This is a genomic window from Actinomadura sp. KC06, from assembly GCF_004348735.1.
Taxonomy (GTDB): Bacteria; Actinomycetota; Actinomycetes; order Streptosporangiales; family Streptosporangiaceae; genus Spirillospora.
This window is the reverse complement of sequence record NZ_SMKT01000006.1, coordinates 26,428-45,178: the sequence shown is the minus strand read 5'-3', so window position 1 is coordinate 45,178 and position 18,751 is coordinate 26,428. Positions and strand designations below refer to the sequence as shown.

The 18,751-nt window shown below is 72.9% G+C and carries 18 protein-coding genes and 1 pseudogene; 10 read left to right on the top strand and 9 right to left on the bottom strand.

Translation table 11 applies throughout. From position 1 onward, the window contains the following. Window positions 1-9 precede the first annotated feature (9 nt). From E1287_RS03745 to E1287_RS03725, 5 genes are read right to left on the bottom strand one after another with little or no spacing between them, the layout of a single operon-like run. The gene (locus tag E1287_RS03745; RefSeq protein WP_131963381.1) at window positions 10-585 is read right to left on the bottom strand and encodes an antibiotic biosynthesis monooxygenase; all 576 of its coding nucleotides are present in this window, start codon (window positions 583-585) and stop codon (window positions 10-12) included. Between the two features lie 38 nt (window positions 586-623). Continuing rightward, entirely contained in the window at window positions 624-1,799 is a 1,176-nt protein-coding gene (locus tag E1287_RS03740; RefSeq protein WP_131963380.1) for an ABC transporter permease, read from the bottom strand. Between the two features lie 50 nt (window positions 1,800-1,849). Continuing rightward, entirely contained in the window at window positions 1,850-2,530 is a 681-nt protein-coding gene (locus tag E1287_RS03735; RefSeq protein ID WP_131963379.1) for an ABC transporter ATP-binding protein, read from the bottom strand. Beyond that, window positions 2,527-3,657 (bottom strand): peptidoglycan-binding protein, encoded by a 1,131-nt coding sequence (locus E1287_RS03730; protein ID WP_131963378.1) that lies wholly within the window; start codon window positions 3,655-3,657, stop codon window positions 2,527-2,529. The genes E1287_RS03735 and E1287_RS03730 overlap by 4 nt, the downstream gene beginning before the upstream one ends. Beyond that, a complete protein-coding gene (locus E1287_RS03725) occupies window positions 3,654-4,172 on the bottom strand; it encodes a hypothetical protein (RefSeq protein ID WP_131963377.1) in 519 nt (172 codons plus the stop codon). The genes E1287_RS03730 and E1287_RS03725 overlap by 4 nt, the downstream gene beginning before the upstream one ends. A gap of 203 nt (window positions 4,173-4,375) precedes the next feature. Here E1287_RS03725 and E1287_RS03720 point away from each other — a divergent pair, with 203 nt between their 5' ends. The 4 genes from E1287_RS03720 to E1287_RS43520 all read left to right on the top strand — a co-directional run bounded on the left by E1287_RS03720 (window position 4,376) and on the right by E1287_RS43520 (window position 7,868). Continuing rightward, window positions 4,376-5,032, top strand: a complete 657-nt coding sequence (locus tag E1287_RS03720) for a response regulator transcription factor (RefSeq protein WP_131963376.1) — start codon at window positions 4,376-4,378, stop codon at window positions 5,030-5,032. Then, window positions 5,029-6,264 carry a HAMP domain-containing sensor histidine kinase gene (locus E1287_RS03715; protein ID WP_131963375.1) on the top strand — a complete coding sequence of 412 codons (1,236 nt, stop codon included), beginning with the start codon at window positions 5,029-5,031 and terminating at the stop codon, window positions 6,262-6,264. The genes E1287_RS03720 and E1287_RS03715 overlap by 4 nt, the downstream gene beginning before the upstream one ends. A gap of 232 nt (window positions 6,265-6,496) precedes the next feature. Beyond that, the gene (locus E1287_RS03710; RefSeq protein ID WP_131963374.1) at window positions 6,497-7,069 is read left to right on the top strand and encodes a papain-like cysteine protease family protein; all 573 of its coding nucleotides are present in this window, start codon (window positions 6,497-6,499) and stop codon (window positions 7,067-7,069) included. A 1-nt stretch (window position 7,070) separates the two neighbouring features. After that, the gene (locus E1287_RS43520) at window positions 7,071-7,868 is read left to right on the top strand and encodes a hypothetical protein (RefSeq protein WP_165968864.1); all 798 of its coding nucleotides are present in this window, start codon (window positions 7,071-7,073) and stop codon (window positions 7,866-7,868) included. Here E1287_RS43520 and E1287_RS03705 read toward each other — a convergent pair. Both E1287_RS03705 and E1287_RS03700 read right to left on the bottom strand, forming a co-directional pair. Then, window positions 7,865-8,908, bottom strand: coding sequence for a LysR family transcriptional regulator (locus E1287_RS03705; RefSeq protein ID WP_207933988.1), 1,044 nt, complete (start codon window positions 8,906-8,908; stop codon window positions 7,865-7,867). The genes E1287_RS43520 and E1287_RS03705 overlap by 4 nt on opposite strands. Window positions 8,909-9,032: 124 nt before the next feature. Further along, on the bottom strand, window positions 9,033-9,905 hold the full coding sequence (locus E1287_RS03700; protein WP_243718579.1) for a helix-turn-helix domain-containing protein: 873 nt from the start codon (window positions 9,903-9,905) through the stop codon (window positions 9,033-9,035). 284 nt (window positions 9,906-10,189) lie between these two features. Between E1287_RS03700 and E1287_RS03695 the strand changes: the two genes are divergently transcribed. The 5 genes from E1287_RS03695 to E1287_RS03675 are packed head-to-tail and all read left to right on the top strand — an operon-like array spanning window position 10,190 to window position 14,117. Then, a complete protein-coding gene (locus E1287_RS03695) occupies window positions 10,190-11,506 on the top strand; it encodes an ATP-binding protein (RefSeq protein WP_131963371.1) in 1,317 nt (438 codons plus the stop codon). Next, window positions 11,503-11,937: a roadblock/LC7 domain-containing protein gene (locus E1287_RS03690; protein WP_243718577.1), complete on the top strand. Its 435-nt coding sequence runs from the start codon at window positions 11,503-11,505 to the stop codon at window positions 11,935-11,937. Before E1287_RS03695 ends, E1287_RS03690 begins: the two co-directional genes overlap by 4 nt. Then, window positions 11,934-12,290, top strand: coding sequence for a DUF742 domain-containing protein (locus E1287_RS03685; protein ID WP_131963370.1), 357 nt, complete (start codon window positions 11,934-11,936; stop codon window positions 12,288-12,290). Before E1287_RS03690 ends, E1287_RS03685 begins: the two co-directional genes overlap by 4 nt. After that, window positions 12,268-12,867: an ATP/GTP-binding protein gene (locus tag E1287_RS03680; protein ID WP_131963369.1), complete on the top strand. Its 600-nt coding sequence runs from the start codon at window positions 12,268-12,270 to the stop codon at window positions 12,865-12,867. Before E1287_RS03685 ends, E1287_RS03680 begins: the two co-directional genes overlap by 23 nt. Further along, window positions 12,864-14,117, top strand: a complete 1,254-nt coding sequence (locus tag E1287_RS03675) for a cytochrome P450 (protein WP_131963368.1) — start codon at window positions 12,864-12,866, stop codon at window positions 14,115-14,117. The genes E1287_RS03680 and E1287_RS03675 overlap by 4 nt, the downstream gene beginning before the upstream one ends. Here the strand turns inward: E1287_RS03675 and E1287_RS03670 are convergent. Then, window positions 14,086-15,504, bottom strand: coding sequence for an SPFH domain-containing protein (locus E1287_RS03670; RefSeq protein WP_131963367.1), 1,419 nt, complete (start codon window positions 15,502-15,504; stop codon window positions 14,086-14,088). The two genes, E1287_RS03675 and E1287_RS03670, sit on opposite strands and share 32 nt — an antisense overlap. 145 nt (window positions 15,505-15,649) lie before the next feature. Between E1287_RS03670 and E1287_RS03665 the strand changes: the two are divergent. Then, window positions 15,650-17,338: pseudogene (locus tag E1287_RS03665) on the top strand (bifunctional copper resistance protein CopD/cytochrome c oxidase assembly protein); the annotation flags it as partial. Window positions 17,339-17,379: 41 nt separating this feature from the next. Here E1287_RS03665 and E1287_RS45385 read toward each other — a convergent pair. Then, window positions 17,380-18,729, bottom strand: coding sequence for an HD domain-containing phosphohydrolase (locus E1287_RS45385; protein WP_131963365.1), 1,350 nt, complete (start codon window positions 18,727-18,729; stop codon window positions 17,380-17,382). Between the last annotated feature and the right edge of the window lie 22 nt (window positions 18,730-18,751).

The following is an 18,751-nucleotide window of genomic DNA, read 5'->3' as shown; positions in this document are numbered from 1 at the left end:
AAGGCCCGGTCACCGGCCGGGTTTCGCCGGACGGTGCACCCGCTTGACCGGGTACAGCCAGCGCCGGAACAGCCTGCTGAGCGCCGGCATGACGACCACGGTGAGCAGCGGGATCACGATCACCGGGAACGTCAGCGCCTTCAGCGGCAGCGGCCACGACGTCGCCAGCGGCGTGACGAACGCCTGCAGCAGGAGGCTCAGCGGGTACACCGCGACGAACGTGACGGCGATCATCTTCAGTTTGGACGGCGCCGGAACCGACTCGCCCGGCAGGTTGAACCACGTCTCCAGGCCCGTGGTGTCCCGGTAGTGCTCGGAGGCGATCCCGTGGACCCGGTCGATCCACTCCGCGCGCTCCCCGGACGTCATCCACCGGTCGAGCCGCTCCTGATCGGCGAAGTTGACCACCGTGTAGTACCGGTGCCGCGACCCTTCGGCGCGCAGCCACGTCGCGCCCCGATGCCCGGGGTAGCGGGTCGCGGCCCGGTGGAGGCCCTCCGCCCATTCCTCGAAGTCGCGTTCCCGTCCCGGCTTGACGTCCCAGGTGACCACGGTCGTGACGGGCTCGCCGTCCCCTTCCTCCATGGAACGGACTCTCACCCGTTCGGCCGCGTCCATTCACGTCAGGTCGTGGCGAGCGCCTCGGTGGGGCTGAGGCGGGAGGCCCGGATCGCCGGGTAGAGCCCCGCCATCGCGCCGATGACCAGGGTGGCCGCCACGCCGCCCGCCACCGCCCACGCCGGGATGACCACCGGCCAGCCCTGGTAGAGCGCGTAGATGCTCGTCACCAGCGCCCCTATGACCGCGCCGCCGATACCGCCCAGCGCGGACAGCAGCAGCGACTCGGCGAGGAACTGCGTGCGGATCTGGCCGCGGGTCGCGCCGAGCGAGCGGCGCAGCCCGATCTCCGAGCGGCGCTCCAGCACCGAGATGACCATGGTGTTGGCCACCCCGACGCCGCCGACCAGCAGCGCCACCGCGCCGAGCCCGAGCAGCAGCCCGGTGAACGCCTCCCCCGCGGCCTTCCGCGCGGCCAGCGCGTCCGACGGGCGGGACACCTCGACCTCGTTCGGCGCCTCCGGGTTGGCGGTCGCGCCGAGCACGTCCCGGACGTCCTCGACGCTCGCGTCCTGCGACCGGGTGTAGATCGTCGTCGGGTGCCCGTCGAAGCCGAGCCTGGCCTGCGCCGCGGGCCAGCCGATCAGCGCGGCGGTGTCCAGCTCGGGGGCGAGCGGCGCCGAGTCGAGGATGCCGATGACGGTGAACCAGCGTCCGCCGATGAGGACCTGGACGTCGGGCCCCGCGTGGCCGATCCCGAGCCGTTCCGCGGCGGCCGACCCGAGGACGGTCGCCGGGTAGCTGCCGGTCGCGGCGTTCAGCCAGACGCCGCTGCGCAGCTCCGCGCCGATCGCCTCGCGCAGGTCGGTGCGGGCCGCGTAGGCGGCGATCCCCTTGGTCTCGGTCTCGGGCATCTTGCCGGTGCGGTACACCTTCGCGTCGTCCAGGAGGCCGATGGACGAGACCTCCTGGATCGGCGCGATCCGTCCGACCATCGCCTCCGATTCGAGCGGGAGCTGCGCCTCCTCGCCGGTCAGCGTGTTGCCGGGCGAGACGGTCAGCAGGTTCGTGCCGAGCGCGGCGAGCGCCCGGTCGAGGTCGGCGCGCGACGACGAGGACACCCCGACGACCGCGACCATCGCCGCGATCCCGATCGCGATGCCGAGCGCGGACAGGAACGCCCGCATCGGACGCGTCCGCAGCCCGACCGCGCCGACCTTGAGGACGTCGCCAGGCCACATCCGGGCCGGCTGCAGGGGCGTGGGGCGCGCGGGGGCGCCCGGCCCGGCGGTCACAGCGCCGCCCCGGTGAGCGCGGTGTCGTCCACGACGAGGCCGTCGCGCATCCGGACCTGGCGGGGCAGGCTGCCCGCGATCTCCCGGTCATGGGTGATCACGACGACGGTGGTCCCGGCGGCGTGCAGCTCGCGGAGCAGCGCCATCACGCCCTCGCCGGACGCCGAGTCGAGCGCGCCGGTCGGCTCGTCCGCGAGGAGCAGCGCCGGCTCGCCCGCCACGGCCCGGGCGATCGCGACGCGCTGCCGCTCGCCGCCGGACAGCTCGTGCGGCTCGTGGTCCAGCCGGTGGCCGAGGCCGACCCGCTCCAGCGCCGCCGCGGCCTTCCGGCGCCGCACCGCCGGACGGAGCCCGGTGTAGAGCAGGCCGTCCGCGACGTTGTCGATCGCGAGCGTCCCGGCGGCCAGGTGGAAGTGCTGGAAGACGAACCCGATGCGGGTCGCCCGCAGCGCCGAGAGCTTCGCGTCCGGCAGCCGTCCGACGTCGTGCCCGTCGATGTGGACGGTCCCCGACGTCGGCCGGTCCAGCGTGCCGAGGACGTTCAGCATCGTCGACTTGCCCGACCCGGACGGCCCGACGATCGCGACCAGCTCGCCCGCGCCGATGTGCAGCGACACCCCGGCCAGCGCGCGGACGCCGCCGGAGTACTCCTTCGTCACGTCCCGCAGATCGATCATTTCGGCACCCCCACGAGGACGCCCTCGGCGATCCCCTGGCCGGAGACCTCGACCTTGCCGTCCGCGAACAGGCCCGTCTCGACCGGGACGTACGACGACGCGCCGCCCTTGACGACCTCGACGCCGAACCCGCCCTCACGCAGGGCGACCAGCGCGGACACCGGCACGGTCAGCACGTCCTCGCGCTCCCCGGCGGTGAACGTGACGTCGACGGACGCGAGCGCGTACCCCTCGGCGGCCTTCTTCGCCTTGGCGGAGCTCAGCCAGATCGTGACCTCCACCTTCGTCGTCGGCTCCTCGCCCTGCTCGGCCGGCTCGATCACCGTCGTGACCTCGTCGATCTTCGCGGTGACGGCCTGGTTCTCGGGCAGCGTCACCTCCACGGCGGCGCCTTCCTTCGCCATCCGCTGGTCGGCCGTGTCGAGCTCGACGGTCACGGCCTTCGCCGTGCCGGTGTAGTCGAGGACCTTCTTCCCCGGCGCCGCCGGTTCGCCCGGATTCGCCTGGACGGTGTCGACCCGGACGGGCCCGTCCGCGTACGCGACCCGTCCGAGCTCCACGATCCCGGTCTCCGCCACGCCGATGTCGTCCTGCCATTCCCGGACGGCGTCGGCCGTGTCCTCGGTGTACTCGTCGTCCACGGTGAAGCCGTCGTAGCCGAGCGCGCTGAGGTTCGCCTCGAACCGCTTCACGTCGGAGCCCTCCGTGCCGGACCGCAGCGGCCGGTACGACGGCTTCGACCCGTACATCAGCACGACCGGGGCGCCGTCCACCTCGTACAGCTCGTGGCCCCGGGTGATCTCGTCGCCGCTCTCGGGGAGCTTGGTCAGCGTGCCCTTCGCCTGGCTCGTCACCGTGTACGCCGGGCCGTAGCCGAGCTGCCCGTCTTCCGTCTGGGCGTCCTTGAGCGTCTGCTTGGTCACCTTCGCGGTGGCGGGCGGCAGGCCGGTCGCCGTCCCACCGCCGGAGCCCCCGCCGTCGCCGAACGCCGCGACCGCGCCCACGCCGCCCGCGGCGACCAGCACCGCGACGCTGAGCGCGATCTTCAACCGGGGCCGGCGGCGGCGCACCCTCCGCTCCCGATCCTGCTTCGGCGGGGCGGGCTCCACGGTGACGTCGCCCGTCACTTCCGCCCGCCCTGCAGGATGTCCTGGCACTTCTGCTGCGCCGGCTCAAGGTCCGGGTCGTCCCCGACCGTCTTCTTGTCGATCATGATGCCGCGCTGGCCGGGCTTGGGGTCCGGGAACTTCTCGACGCCGTTCTGGCGCATGCACTCGGCGAACTTGCGGCCCCGCTCCTGCTGCTGCGGGTCCGGCGCCCCGGTGGAGTTGGCCTGCGGGTTGTACTGCCGGCACGCCTCCATCGCCTTGTCCACGGTCTCCTTCGGGACGTTCTTGATCTTGAGCTGGATGCCCTGGCCGGGCTTGGGGTCGTCCATCTGGACGCCGTTCTCGCGCATGCACTGGGCGAACTTCACGCCCATCGCGTCCAGGTCCGGTTTCGCGCCGCCGCCCCCGGCCGCGGCGGTCTGCTTCGCGCCGCCGGCCGACGCCACCCCTCCCGAGTCGCCGTCGTCGCCGCCGCACCCGGTCAGCGCCAGGGTCATCGCGAGCGGCAGTGCCGCCAGTATCCGCAGTCGCATGGACGTTCTCCTCGTCTCCGCGGCCGGAGCGGTCTCCGGCCGACGATGAGCGATGCAACCCGCCCGCGCGTTTCCCCTCCGTTTCCCCGATTCGGGGCGCGGGCGCCATCAGCGGCGGCTCGTCCGGCGGCCGCGATCACTAACAGAAACGAAACAGCCGATAAGGCACCATCGCGAGCGGAAGAGGTGTGGGAGGGAGCAATATGCGGGTGCTGGTGGTGGAGGACGAGCGGCTCCTCGCCGACGCGATCGCCGAATGGCTGCGGGACGACGCGCACGCCGTCGACCTCGCCTACGACGGGGCCTCGGCACTGGAGCGCGTCGGCGTCAACGACTACGACGTGGTCGTCCTGGACCGCGACCTCCCGCTCGTCCACGGTGACGACGTCTGCCGCGAGATCGTGAACGGCGAGGCGACGGCGCGGGTCCTGATGCTGACCGCGGCGGCGGAGATCACCGACCGGGTCGACGGCCTCGGGCTCGGCGCGGACGACTACCTGACCAAGCCGTTCGCGTTCCCCGAGCTGGCCGCCCGCGTCCACGCCCTGGCCCGGCGGTGCCGTCCCGCCGCGCCGCCGACCCTGCACCGCGCGGGCATCACCCTCGACCCGGCGCGCCGCGAGGTGTTCCGGGACGGACGCTACGTCCCCCTCGCCAAGAAGGAGTTCGCCGTCCTCACCGAGCTGCTCCTCGCGGACGGCGCCGTCGTGTCCGCCGAGCAGCTCCTGGAGAAGGCGTGGGACGAGCACGCCGACCCGTTCACCGGGGCTGTGCGGCTGACCGTCCTCAAGCTGCGCCGCAAGCTCGCCGACCCGCCGGTCGTCGAGACCGTCAAGGGAGCGGGGTACCGGATTCCATGAGGCTGTCGCTGCGCGCCCGCCTGACCCTCACCTACGGCGGCCTGTTCCTCGTCGCCGGCGTGGTGCTCCTCGGCGCCACCTACGCGCTGTTCAACCAGGAGCTGTCCCGTTCGGGCACCAAGATCCTCACCACTCGCATGAACCAGCCCCCGCCGGGCAGCCCCGGCGCCTCCCCGACGCCCGCGCGGACGCCGTCGCAGGACCAGCGCGCCCTGCCCCAGGACGCCGCGCTGATGAACGAGGCGGAACGGCTGGCGCGCAAGCAGCGCGAGGAGGTGCACGACGCGGCCGTCACTTCGATGATCACGCAGGGTTCGATCGCGCTCGGCGTCGTCGGCGGCGCCGCGGCCGCCTTCGGCTGGCTCATCGCCGGACGCGTCCTCGCCCCGCTGCACCGCGTCACCGAGACCGCCCGCCGCATCGCCGGCTCGCCCGCCGCCGACCGCGTCCTGCACGAGCGCATCGCCCTCGAAGGTCCGCGCGACGAGGTCAAGGAGCTCGCCGACACCTTCGACACGATGGTCGAGCGGCTCGACCGGTCCTTCGACGGGCAGCGCCGGTTCGTCGCGAACGCGTCCCACGAGCTGCGCACGCCCCTCACGCTGGGACGTGCGCTGGTCGAGGTCGCGATGCACCGCGAATCGGCGTCCCCGGACGTCCGCCAGCTCGGCGAGACGCTCCTGCAGATCAACTCGCGGCACGAGCGCCTCATCAGCGGCCTGCTGCTGCTCGCCCGCTCCGAGAACGAGATCACCGCCCGCGCGCCCGTCGACCTCGCCGACATCGTGGGACATGTGACGTCCCAGACCGCCGTGGAGGCCAAGGACGCCGGCGTCACCGTCGAGACGGACGCCGCCGAGGCCGTGACGACCGGCGACGCCCTGCTCCTCGAACGCGTGGTGCAGAACCTCCTGGAGAACGGCCTGCGCCACAACACCGAGTCCGGCTGGGTCAAGGTGTCCTGCCGGACGCGGGACGGCCAGGCCGTCCTGGAGGTGTCGAACTCCGGGCCCGTCGTCCCGCCCTACGAGATCCCCGCCCTGTTCGAGCCGTTCCGCCGCCTCGACAACGACCGCATCGTCACCGCCAAGGGCGCGGGCCTCGGGCTGTCGATCGTCCAGTCGATCGTCCGCGCCCACAACGGCGCGGTCACCGCCACGTCCCGGAAAACCGGCGGCCTCCACATCACCGTCGCCCTTCCCCTGGCCGCAGAACCTCTAATAAGGCCATAGAGCTTTGTTATGACCTGTTGGCATTACCCGGATTCGGCCACGAGTGAGACTTTTACTGCGTTCCCTTTGCCTCTCACGCGGGGTTCCCAGCCCGGAGTTCCCCCGGCACCGGTAGGGACCGCTCGATGCGCAGCATCCCCGCAGCGGCAGTGCACCGCTCCAGCCAGGGGATGACGGCGCACTCGCTCGCGTGAGAGGTGCACGGCATTGCCGGGAGAAAAGGCGGAAGCCAATGACAACGCGTACCCGTCCCGCCCGGGCGCGCAGGCGATTCGCGGTCGGCGCCGCGGGCGTGGCAGCAGCCACGCTCGCGATGTCGGGCAGTGTCGCCTCAGCAGGAGAACTGCAGATCACGCAGTTGGTCCAGGAGCAGAACCAGTGGTGCTGGGCCGCCGCCGGCCTGACGATCGCCAAGTTCCACGGAAAGGGCAACGTCAGCCAGAACGAGTTCTGCAACATGGCACGGAACCTCCCGCAGGGGGGCCGCTGCCCGAACCAGCCCGGTTACCTGCAGTGGGACCAGACGGCCTTCCAGAAGCTCGGGATCTCCCCCGGCGTCGTCACCGGACCGCTGTCCTACCAGGCCGTGGTGACCGAGATCGACGCGAAGCGTCCGATCGAGACCGGCATCTACTGGACCTCGGGCGGCGGCCACGCCCAGGTGATCTACGGCTACAACGGCCAGACGATCTCCTACGGCGACCCGTGGCCGTCCAGCCCCCGGTACGGGCAGATGAGCCACAGCAGCTACCGAAGCAACGGCCAGTTCCGCTGGGGCGAGGCCCTCTCGCAGGTTGGAGCCTGACATGCGCACTACTGCAAAGGTCACGGCTGCCACTCTGATCGGCGGCACCGTTCTGCTGGGCGGCAACGCGGCGATGGCCGCGGGACCGCCGTCGTCCGACGAGGCCGCGGCGGCCAAGGTCGCGGCGTCCCCCGCCACGAAGCAGTGGCTCGGGTCGTTCTTCGTCAACCTCGACCAGCACCAGAAGGGCCAGCCGGCGACCCAGGGCGTCTCCAAGGCGGCGGCCGCGGCGAAGGCGCCGCAGCTGCAGGGCGACGTCCAGCGCGTGTACTCGCTGAACCCGGCGTTCGTGAAGGGCACGCAGAACGCTCCCGTCGCGACGTTCGTCTACATGGCGGTCGGCGCGAAGTCGGCGTCCGGGCAGCAGGCGACCGTGTGGCTGACGAAGTCCGGCAAGGGCTGGGTCGCCTCGAACGTCATCTCCGGCAACGACGAGGCCGCCTACCCGGCGATGGCGGACGGCGGCACGGTGTTCACCGAGCCGCAGATCCGCGCCTGGTACCGGCTGAAGGACGGCCGCGTGACGGGCCTGAACGATGCGGCGAAGACGTCCGTCGGCCAGGGCGTGACGGTCGGGTCGTACCAGAAGCTCGTCAACCTGCGGTACGGAGACAAGCTCCCCGGCTCCGAGTACCAGCGTTCTGGGAGGCTCGGCGGCTACTCGCCCACGACCGGCGTCGGTGACCGGGCGCCGGACAGGGGCCCGGCGCCCGCGCTGATGGCGCTCGGCGCCGGCGGCGCGGTGATCGCCGCCGCCGGCGTCACCGTGGCGCTGCGCCGCCGCCAGGGCAGCTACTAGCCGCCCGTATGCGGGTTCCGGGAACCGCCCCCCTTTCCGGAACCCGCTTCCCGGCCCGCGGCGACCGGTCCCGCTCCGACCGGTCCCGCGGTGACCGGGAGCCCGGGGTGCGCCTCGGGATGGCCGTCCCACCAGTCGCGGAAGACGGGTTGAGCCCGGACGAGGTCCAGATAGATGTCGCTGAACACGACGCGCAGCCGTTCCGCCGCCTGCTCGGCCTCGGGACGCCACACCAGCACGACGCGCTGCACGATCGGGTCGCCGGTGATGCGCCGGAACACGATCCCGTCGCGCGCGCTCGCGGAGGGCTGGTACAGGCCGATGGCGCGTCCCGACCGGATGAGGGAGGCTGATATCTGCCAGTCGCTCGACCAGAACCGCACCCGCGGCTGGAACCCGGCCCCGGCGCACACCCCGCGGACGTAGGCGGGCCACGGGCCGTCGTCGAGCGGGTCGTCGAGCCAGTCCTGGTCGGCGAGGTCCGCCAGGTCGATGGTGTCGTGGGCGGCGAGCGGGCTCGACGACGACACGCCGATGAGGATCGGCTCACGTTCCACGATGACGAGCCGTTCGAGCTCGTCGCGGGCGTCGCGGGGCCGCGGGACGTGGTCGACCGGCTCCTGGAACAGCCCGACGTCGAGGGCGCCGGAGGCGAGGAGCGCGGGAATGCGCCCTCCGCCCTGGTCGACGCGCAGCTGCAGCCGCGACACCGGCGACAGCGCGCCGAGATGGTCGCTCAGCCGGGTCAGCGCCGGGCACGCCTGCACCCCGACGCGCAGCAGCGGCATCGCGGACGGGTCGCGGATCCGGTGCGCGAGCGCGGCGTTCAGGTCGTCGATGCTGGCCAGGGCCGCGCGGGCGCGGGTGGCGACCTCCGCCCCGACCGGGGTCGGCGTGACGCCCTCCGGGGACCGGACGAACAGCTGCACGCCCAGATGGCTCTCGACGCGGCGGAGCATCGTGCTGACCGCCGGCTGGGTGAGGCCGAGCCGTGCGGCGGCCTTGCTGATGCTGCCGGTCGCGGCGATCGCCTCGATCATTCTGAGATGGTGGGGCCCGAGGTCCACGAAGCGCTCCTGACCGTCATCGCCCCGTTGCAGTGATCTCGACGCATGGTAACCCCGGGATCGGTCCCGGCTGAATGGAAATCCGTGCCAACCGGATCTAGTGCCCCCGCGCGGCCCGCCTGCGCTCCCGTTCCCGCAGCTCACGAGGGCTGACGCCGAACCGCTGCCGGAAGGCATGGCTGAGCGCGCTCGCCGAGGAGAAGCCCGTCGCGTGTGCCAGATCGGTGATCGTGTGCCGGTCGAACGGGTCGCGCAGCCGGTCCCGGACGAGCCGGAGCCGCTCCTCGCGGATGAGCTCGCGCGGCGTGGTCCCGGCGCGCTGCAGCGCGAGCTGGATCTGCCGCAGCGACCAGCCGAGGACCTGCGCCATCGTCGCGCCGGTGAGGCCGGGGTCGGTGGCGTGCTCGCGGACGTGCCGGCGCACGACCGCCTCCACCTCGGCCAGATGGCCGGGCGCGGGCGGCCGCTCGCGCTCCGCGCCGCCGAAGTCGGCGACGACGATGCACAGCAGCTCGGTGATCCGGTCGCAGGCGGCGTCGAACTCCCGCGCGGTGAGGGTCTCGCGCTCCTCGCCGACGGCCCGGACCATGTCGGCGACGACGCGGCCGAGCCCGGCGGACAGGTCGAGGTCGGCGGCGAGCGGCGCGGCCGGCGCGGCGGGACGGTGCAGCCGCCGGTCCACCTCGTGCGCGGGGATCGTCAGGACGAGGGCGCGGGCGGGACGGTGCGGGACGAGCCGGACCGGCGCGGTCAGCGAGATGAGCCCGCCCGTCCCCGGCCGGAGCCGCGCTTCGGAGCCGTCCCGGAGCAGGACCATCTCGCCGTGCAGCGGCAGCAGGAACCGGTACGCGCCATCGCGGAGGTCGGGGCCGGGGCCTTCCGCGCGGTCGGGGGCGCGGTCTGACCGGTAGAGGACGAGCCGGTAGGCGGCACTGCTCTGGCGGACGGTCCCGCCGAGGAAGTCGTCCACCGCAAGGCCCTCCGCCGATCCGTCCAGCGCAGGTGAGCGTATACGATCACGGACCCATTTATCAGGCGAATCCTGCGTAAGGTGACGCGACTCGGACGGCGCGTGATCATGGGATGCGTCCGGCGGCAAGTTTCCTTGCGCGCGTCCACAAGCGCGCACGTGCATTCCCGTCCTACGGTGCCGAAACCGCGGCGTTTCCACATCCGCCCGGAATTCCACCCCACCCGGCCACGAGACGGCCCATGCCGGTCTGTCTCGCCCAAAACGTGTGCACCGAGGATCTGATGGAGCCATTCCTCCTGGCGACGGCGTTCGTCATCGTGGCGGGCGCGGGTGCCGCCGCCGCGGTCCTGCTGGTCCGCGAGCGGCGGGAGGCCGCCGCCCTCCGCGTCCGCAACGCCGCCCTGACCCGCGGCGTCGACGTGCGCGAGCGGGAACTGCGGCACCTGGCGGAGGTCCGGCTGCCCGAGCTCATGGAGTCGCTGACGAACCCGGGCATGGACGTCGCCGGACCCCTGCACGACCTGACACGCGAGGCCCCCGCCTACGACAAGGCGTTGCAGACCGTGATGGAGCTGTTCGCCGGGGCCGCCGAGGGCGTCCGGGAACGCTCCGACCAGTCCGCGAAGTCGACGCTGCGCGCGATGATGCGCACCGTGCAGAGCCTCGCGAACGAGCAGCAGCTCGCCATCTCCACCATGCAGGAGCGCCACGACGATCCGGACGTGCTGGCGGGCCTGCTCCGCATCGACCACATGAACGCGCAGCTCGGCCGGCGCGCCCAGGCCACCGCGGTGCTGTGCGGGTCGTGGCCGGGGCAGCAGCGGTCGGCGTCCTCGCTGAGCGACGTGGTGCGCGGCGCGACGTCCCGCATCCGCGACTACCTGCGCGTCAACCTGGAGGGGACGATCGGCGGCGCGGTGACGAGCCGGGCCGTGGAGCCGGTCGTGCTGACGCTGGCGGAGCTGCTCGACAACGCGGCGCGGCACTCGCGCCCGGACACCACGGTCGAGGTCAACTTCCGGGCCGCGCACAACGGCGTCGCGATCACGATCGACGACGCGGGCGTCGCGATGGACGCCGAGGAGCTGCAGCGCGCGGCGGAGCTGCTGTCCGGGGAGACGTCGGTGGACGTCCACCGGCTCGGCGACCCGCCGCAGATCGGGTTCGCGGTGGCGGGCGTCCTCGCGGCCCGCTACGGGTTCCGCGTGTCGGTCGACTCCCGCTCCCCCTACGGCGGCGTCCGGGCCGTGGTGTTCGTGCCGAGCGCGCTGCTCACCACCGTCCCGGCCGACCGGCGTCCCGAACCGGCTCCGGCTCCCGCGCCGTCCCCGTCCGAGGCGACGGGACCCGAGCCGAGCGCCCCCGCGACGGACGGCGCCTCCACCGCGGGCGGCCTGCCCAAGCGCAGCCGTGTCGCGTCCCGCAGGCGTCCCGGCGGAACGACCGGTCGGGACGGCGCGGCGGAACCGGCCGCCCGACCGGCGCGGGAGACCGCCGCGGGCCTCGGCGCCTGGCAGCGCGGGACGCGGTCCGGCCGCGCCGCGACACCGCCCGACGACACGGCTCCCGCCACCGACGACGAGGACCAGCGGCGATGACAAAGGGGCGGAAGAGCGCGATGGACGACGGTACGAACCGGCTCGGCTGGATGCTGGACGACGCGCTGCGGATGCCGGAGACGCGCTACGCGATCCTGCTGTCGGCCGACGGCCTGCTCATGGCGCACTCCGAGCGGATCGGCAGAGACGACGCGGAACGGCAGGCCGCGGGCATGTCCGGCCTGCAGTCGCTGGCCCGCAGCACCGCGGAGTTCTGCGGCGACCCGGGCACCACCTGGCGGCAGACCGTGAACGAGTTCGACGACGGGTACGTGTTCCTCGTCGCCGCGGGCCCCGGCGCGTACCTGGCGGTGTCGGCGACGCAGCACGTCGACATGGAGGCGGTCTCGTTCCGGCTCCAGGAACTGGTGCAGCGGCTGGGCAAGGAGATGACCAGCCCGCCGCGTCCGGGCGCGGGCCGTCCGGCATGACGGCCCGCCGGAACGAGCGGGCGCTGGTCCGCCCGCACGTCGTCACCGGCGGGCGGGCGCGGCCGTCCCGGAACGTGTTCGAAGTCGTCACCCTCGTCACCGCCACCGGCGACCTGCCGCGCACCGGCCTCACCCCCGAGAAGGTCCAGATCGTGGAGCTGTGCTTAGGCGGGACGCTGTCGGTCGCGGAGATCTCCGGGCATCTCGGCCTGCCCGTCGGGATCACCAGGGTCCTGCTGTCGGACCTCGTCGACAGCGGCCATCTCACCACCCGGGCCGGCGCACCCGCCGCCCCGGCACCCAAGGTCAGGCTCCTTCAGGAGGTGCTCGATGGACTCCGCGCTCGCCTCTGAGCCGCCGCCCCACCTGCCCGACACCGTTCGGACGTCGGTCAAGATCCTCATCGTCGGGCACTTCGCGGTCGGCAAGACGACCTACATCGGGACGCTGTCGGAGATCCGCCCGCTGCGCACCGAGGAGCGGATGACGCAGGCCGGCGTCGCCGTCGACGACCTCGCCGGGATCAAGGACAAGACGACCACCACGGTCGCGATGGACTTCGGCCGCCTCACGCTCACCGACGACATCGTCCTCTACCTGTTCGGGACGCCGGGCCAGGAGCGCTTCAGCCGGCTGTGGGACGACCTGGCGCGCGGCGCGCTCGGCGCGCTGATCCTCGTGGACACGGCCCGCCTGGAGCAGTCGTTCGCCGTCATGGACATCGTGGAGAAGCAGGGCCTGCCGTACGCGGTGGCCGTCAACCGCTTCGACGAGTCGCCGTCCCACCCGGAGGCGGAGGTGCGCGAGGCCCTGGACCTCGCGCCGGAGACCCCGCTCGTCACCTGCGACGCCCGCGACCGCAGGTCGTCCACCGAGGCGCTGATCTCGCTCGTCGACCACCTCCTCACCCTCGACACGGAGCAGCAGTGACCACCGCACCAGAGCAGCAGCGCGTTCCCGCGGAGCCGGAGCGGTTCCCGCTGTACGGGCCTGAGTTCACCAAGACGCCCGACCGCGTGTACGACCGGATGCGCGCGCACGGCGACCTCGTGCCCGTCGAGCTGGTCCCGGGCGTCCCGGCGACGCTGGTCCTGGGCTATGACGCGGCGCTGGAGATCCTGCGCGACCCGGACCGGTTCCCGCGCTGCAGCGAGGTGTGGGAGCAGGAGGTGGGGCCGGACTGCCCGGTGCTGCCGATGCTGCAGGCCCGGCCGAACGCGCTGTTCACCAACGGCACCGTGCACGCCCGCTTCCGGTCGGTGATCGTCGACGGCCTCGGCCGCGTCCACCCGGCCGCGCTGCGCCGGTACGCCGAGAACGCCGCGGACGGCCTCATCGACGCGTTCGCCGGCGACGGCGAGGCCGACCTCATCGCGCAGTACACCCGCCCGATCCCGCTCCTGGTGTTCACCGAGCTGTTCGGCTGCCCCCAGGAGATCGCGAGCCGGCTCGAAAAGGGCATGACCGGCATGCTCGAAGGCGTCGACGATCCCGCGGAGTCGCTCGCAATGCTGGAGCAGGCCGCCCGGGACCTGGTGGCGCTCAAGCGCGCGAAGCCGGGCGCGGACATCGCGTCCTGGATGCTGCGGCACCCCGCCGGGCTGGACGACGAGGAGGTGATGAACCAGGTCGGGCTGCTGCTCGCGTCCGGCACCGAGCCGGAGAACTCCCTGATCGCCAACGGCATCCGGCTGCTGCTGTCCGACGACCGGTTCGGCGGCGACCTGTCCGGCGGCAGCCTCCCCGTCGAGGACGCGCTTGACGAGATCCTCTGGACCGACCCGCCGATCTCCAACTACGGCCCGACGTTCCCCCGCCAGGACGTCGACTTCCACGGCTACCGACTGCCCGCCCACCAGCCGATCATCATCAGCTACACCGCCGCCAACACCGACCCGACCCGTTCCGGGGGGTCGTCCACCCAGGACGACCCGTCCCGGTCGTCGGCGAACCGGAAGGGCAACCGGGCGCATCTGGCGTTCGCGGGCGGGCCGCACACCTGCCCGGCCAAGAACCACGCCCGGCTGATCGCGTCGGTGGCGATCGAGAAGCTCCTCGACCGCCTCCCCGACGTGGAGCTCGCCGTCGCGCCCGGGGACCTGGAATGGCGGCCGGGCGCGTTCCACCGCGCCCTGACCGCCCTCCCCGTCACCTTCCCCCCGGCCCCCGGCCGTCCGTAGCCGTACCGTCCGCGGCGGCGCGGAGGGCGCCGACGACGGCGGTCAGCTGCGTGAGCAGGCCCGCCACGCTGGTCTGGTCGGCGCCGTTGACGGTGACGGTGCGCAGCTCGTCCGGCTTCGGCAGCTTCGCCATGATGTCCGGCAGCGAGGCGATGAGCCGGGTCTGCACGGCGGCGGGCGTCCGGTCGTTCTCGATCGCCGCGCGGGCGCCCTCCCGCTCCAGGTCCAGCAGCGCCTGCTCGTGCCGGGACCGGGCGCGCATCCCGGCGAGCGCGTTCTCGCCCTCCGCGCGGAGCCGGGCCAGCTCGTGGTCGCGTTCGGCGCGGAGCCGTCCCGTCTCGGCCTCCTCCTCGTGCCGCTCCCGCTCCATCCGCAGCGCGTGCCGCGTCGTCTCGGTCTGCAGCTCGGCGACCTCGCGGGAGTCGTCGTGCTCCCGCTTGGTACGCCGCAGCTTCTCCGCCGCCTCGGTGTCGAACAGCTGCGACTCGTTGCGGGCGCGCAACTCCGCAAGCTCCCGCTCGTGCTCCAGCCGCTGCGTCTCCTTGATCCGCGCGGCCGCCATCTCCCGCTGCGCGACGGCCTCTTCCGCCTCCAGTTCCGCCAGCCGCGCGATCTGCCCCTGCTCGGCCCGGTACGGCTTCTGCAGGTTCTCCCAGAGCCGGGACGAGCTGACCACGGCCTCCTTGATCTGCACCGTGACGATCCGGAGCCCGAGCCCCTGGTCGCTGGTGTCCTCGCCCTCGGCCACCGCGCGGAGCCGGGCGGTCAGCTCCTCGATGATGGGCTGCTTGTCGCTGAGGACGTCCCGCACCCCCATCGTGGACACCTTGTCCTTGATCGCGGCCTCCGCCTGCTCGCGGAGCTGCAGGTTGACCAGGCGCATCGGGTCGTCCGCGGCGGCGAAGTCGAGCTTGCGGTAGGCGGTCCCGAAGTCCTGGATGATCCACTGCACGTAGCCCTGGACGAGCACGCCCTGCAGCTCCCGGCAGATGCAGTACGCGTTGATCAGGATCGTCTGCGCCGCGCCCGGCACCACGAGGAACGAGTCGGTGGACGGGTTGAACCGGAACGACACCCCGAGCCCGATGTGCAGCGGTTCGTCCCGCCCGCGCCGGGTGTGCACGACGAACGCGTTCGGCGGGACGAGCACGTTCTTCCACCGCCAGAAGCCGCTGATGCGCACGTCCACCGGGCCTGGCGCGGGCCCGTCCCCGGCGGGCGCGCCGGCGAGGGCCTGGTGGCGCTTGGCGATCGGCCCGGGCGGCGGCGGTGCGATGCCCGCCGGGGCGGGCGGCGCGGAACGCCTGGACCGCAGGTCGTCCTCCAGCACCGCCTGCTGTGCGACGACCTTCTCCAGATACGTGTTGCCCTGGTCGGAACCGCTCATCTCGCTCCCTCACGCCCTGATCGAATGGCGGTACCTTATTGCCGCTTGAACCTTTCGGACGCGTTTATTCGTATCTCCGACCGTGACGACACGTGTGCGGCAGGCTCCCCCGGCCGAGCGGCAGGCGCTCGCGACCGACAGGACGATGCTCGCGATCGGAGCCGCCGCGATCGCGCTGGTCGTCCTCGCGATGGTGGTGCGGCTCGGCGGCGCGTTCGGCCCCGCTGCGGCGCCGGGGCTGTCACAGGCCGGGGCATTGACGAAGGTCGGCCTCTCGGTCGCGAAGCTCGGCATGAACGTCGCGGCGGTGCTGACGGTCGGGTGGCTGCTGGTCGCGGCGGTGTTCGTCCGTCCGCCGTCGCCCACGGCGGGACGCTGCCTGCGCGCCGTGTCGCTGACCGCGCTGGCATGGGCGCTGTGCACGCTGGCGCTGATCGTGTTCTCCGTCCTCGACCTGTTCGGGACGGGCTTCACCGGCGTCACCGGCGACATGATGCGGACGTTCCTCGTCGAACTCCCGCAGGGCCGGGCGCTGCTGCTCGTCCTCGCCGTCGCGATCGCGCTGGCGGTGGCGGCGAGCGTCCCGCGTGCCGAGAACAGCGCGGGCTACCTGCTGGCGGGCGCGCTCCTCGGCCTGCTGCCGCCGCTGTTCACCGGACACGCGGCGAACGCCGCGAACCACGCGCTCGCCGTGCACAGCCTGGTCGCGCATGTCGCCGGCGTCTCGCTGTGGATCGGCGGGCTCATCGCGCTGATCACCGTCGCGCCGGACGTCCCCGGCAGGCTCCCGCGGGTCGTCAGGCGGTACAGCGGGCTGGCGCTGGCGTCGTTCGCCGTCGTCGGGGTGAGCGGGGTGGTGAACGCGTGGGTGCGGCTCGGCGGCGTCCAGCTCGGGTCGCGGTACGGGGCGCTGGTCGTGGCGAAGATCGCGGCGCTGACCGTCCTCGGCGCGCTGGGATGGTGGCACCGCCGCGCCACCATCCCCGCCTTGCGGGACGGCCGGGGAATGCGGCCTTTCGTGCGGCTCGGCACCGTCGAGATCCTCATCATGGCGGCGACCATGGCACTAGCGACCGGGCTCGCCCGCACGCCGCCGCCCGAGAACCCGCCGGGCACGCTCGACGTGGTGGCGCTGCGCCTCGGCTTCCCACTGCCGGGCCCGGCCGGTCCGGGCCCCTACCTGCGCGACTGGTGGATCGACCCGCTGTTCCTCGTGCTGATCACGGTGGGCGCCGTCCTCTACGGGGTGGGCGTCGCGCGCGTACGGGACTGGCCGTGGCAGCGCAGCGCGTCCTGGGCCGCCGGGCTGCTGGTCGTGCTGCTCGCCACCGGCAGCGGCATCTCCCGGTACAGCATGGTCCTGTTCAGCGCCCACGCCGTTCAGCACATCCTTGTTGGGGTGGTCGCCCCGCTGCTGCTCCTCTACGGCAAGCCACTGCGCCTGGCACTACGAGCCATGCGGGGTGAAGGCGCGGAGTTGCTGGCCGCAGCGGCGGGCAGTCGCGGGCTCCGCGCGCTGTCGCATCCGGCCATCGCCTCCGCGCTGCTCCTGCTGAGCCTCTACGCGTGGTACGTGTCGCCGCTGTTCGGAGCGTCCCTCGCCAACCACGCGCTGCACTCGCTCGCGATGCTCTGCTTCCTGATCATCGGGCTGGCGTACTTCCACGGGACGGCCGGGACGCTCATCCCGGTCGCCGTCCTGCCGCTGCATGTGATCGCGGGCGTGGCGCTCATGCGGGACGGGACCGTCCACGGCAACTGGTACGAGGACCTCGGCAGGCGATGGGGCGCGTCACCCCAGGACGACCAGCACCTCGGCGCGCTGCTCCTCTGGACGGCCACCGCCGCCATCACGCTCGCCCCCGCGCTCTGGGCCTACTGGCGCGGACGGCGGTCCACGACGCGGCTCAGCGCCTCCACGACCGTCGGGTCGTACTCGGCGGCGGAGTCGAGCCTGAGCCGCTCCAGCACGGCGGCGCCGCGGTCCCGGTCGGAGGAGTCGCCGACCAGGTCGTCGTAGGCGTTGGCGACCTTGATGACGCGTCCGGCGAGCGGCGGCGGAGCGGGCCGGTCAGGGGCGGCGGAGTCGCCGGACGGATCGTCGGCGTGGGGCTCGCGTCCCGTCCGGTAGGGGTGGGACGAGAGCTGGACGATGTGCGCCACCCGGTCCAGCACCCCGGTCTGCTTGATCACCTCGGCGCCGAGCTCGGCGATGCGGCGCTGCTCGGCCGGGGACGCCAGCACGGTCGCGCCGCCGGGGATCGGGTCGCCGAGCGAGAGCTGCCCGATGTCGTGCATCAGCGCCGCGTACTCCAGTTCGAGGAGTTCCTCCTCGGACATCCCGAGCTCGCGCCCCATCGCGACCGCGAGCTGCGACACCCGGTGCGAGTGCCCCGTCTCGACGTAGCCGCCGACCTCGGTGACCCGGGACAGCGCCCGGACGGTCTGCAGGTACGTGGCGCGGATCCCGGCGTAGCGGCGGAACGCGAACTGCGTGACCAGGATCGGCACCGTGAAGATCAGCAGCGCGGCCTCGCCCATCGCGGTCGTCGCCACCGCGATCAGCATGGCGGTGGCGCTGGTCGCGGCGCACAGCGCCATCTTGGCCTCGACCTCGTCCCGCAGCGCGATGCCGAACCGCGCCCGGACGGCCTCCGCCCGGATCACCGCGGCGATCAGCACGTCGGTGAAGCACGACGCGATCACGACGACGCCCATCACGGCCAGCACCAGCTGCCAGGGCGTGTCGAACGACAGCACGGGGCGGAAGCACAGCGCGACGACCGTGACGTTGAACAGCCGCCGCGCCATCGCGTCCGGGCGCGGCGACCGGCCGACCGCGATGTGCGGCAGCGACCCGATCAGCATCCCGACCGCGGTCACGGCGACGACCTGCAGCGCCGAGTGGTCGGCCGCGACGACGCCGAGCCGCGCGTCCGGCGGCGCGCCCGCGGGGCCGACGCCGACGAGCAGCGCGTACCCCATCGCGCCGGCGCTGGCGATCGGCGCGACCTCCCGGTTGCCCGGCATCACCATGCGGAACAGCTCGCCGAGCGCGATCAGCACCCCGAAGATGATCGCGATGTTGGGCTGGCGGAGCCCGACGGTGGCGACGTGCGCGATGGCGACGACGACGAACAGCCCGGCGGTGGCGATCAGCAGGAGCTGGCCGGAGTCGATCGTCTGCCACGCGGCCCGCTCCCGGGCGCGGCCGTGACCGCTCATGTCTGACCGCTCATGGGACGCC

What these genes read in the sequence shown, in the direction of transcription:
- E1287_RS03745 (WP_131963381.1), bottom strand. Translation starts at nt 585, where the DNA reads ATGGAGGAAGGGGACGGCGAGCCCGTCACGACCGTGGTCACCTGGGAC.
- E1287_RS03740 (WP_131963380.1), bottom strand. Translation starts at nt 1,799, where the DNA reads ATGTGGCCTGGCGACGTCCTCAAGGTCGGCGCGGTCGGGCTGCGGACG.
- E1287_RS03735 (WP_131963379.1), bottom strand. Translation starts at nt 2,530, where the DNA reads ATGATCGATCTGCGGGACGTGACGAAGGAGTACTCCGGCGGCGTCCGC.
- E1287_RS03725 (WP_131963377.1), bottom strand. Translation starts at nt 4,172, where the DNA reads ATGCGACTGCGGATACTGGCGGCACTGCCGCTCGCGATGACCCTGGCG.
- E1287_RS03720 (WP_131963376.1), top strand. Translation starts at nt 4,376, where the DNA reads ATGCGGGTGCTGGTGGTGGAGGACGAGCGGCTCCTCGCCGACGCGATC.
- E1287_RS03715 (WP_131963375.1), top strand. Translation starts at nt 5,029, where the DNA reads ATGAGGCTGTCGCTGCGCGCCCGCCTGACCCTCACCTACGGCGGCCTG.
- E1287_RS03710 (WP_131963374.1), top strand. Translation starts at nt 6,497, where the DNA reads ATGACAACGCGTACCCGTCCCGCCCGGGCGCGCAGGCGATTCGCGGTC.
- E1287_RS43520 (WP_165968864.1), top strand. Translation starts at nt 7,071, where the DNA reads ATGCGCACTACTGCAAAGGTCACGGCTGCCACTCTGATCGGCGGCACC.
- E1287_RS03705 (WP_207933988.1), bottom strand. Translation starts at nt 8,908, where the DNA reads ATGATCGAGGCGATCGCCGCGACCGGCAGCATCAGCAAGGCCGCCGCA.
- E1287_RS03695 (WP_131963371.1), top strand. Translation starts at nt 10,190, where the DNA reads ATGGAGCCATTCCTCCTGGCGACGGCGTTCGTCATCGTGGCGGGCGCG.
- E1287_RS03690 (WP_243718577.1), top strand. Translation starts at nt 11,503, where the DNA reads ATGACAAAGGGGCGGAAGAGCGCGATGGACGACGGTACGAACCGGCTC.
- E1287_RS03685 (WP_131963370.1), top strand. Translation starts at nt 11,934, where the DNA reads ATGACGGCCCGCCGGAACGAGCGGGCGCTGGTCCGCCCGCACGTCGTC.
- E1287_RS03680 (WP_131963369.1), top strand. Translation starts at nt 12,268, where the DNA reads ATGGACTCCGCGCTCGCCTCTGAGCCGCCGCCCCACCTGCCCGACACC.
- E1287_RS03670 (WP_131963367.1), bottom strand. Translation starts at nt 15,504, where the DNA reads ATGAGCGGTTCCGACCAGGGCAACACGTATCTGGAGAAGGTCGTCGCA.
- E1287_RS45385 (WP_131963365.1), bottom strand. Translation starts at nt 18,729, where the DNA reads ATGAGCGGTCACGGCCGCGCCCGGGAGCGGGCCGCGTGGCAGACGATC.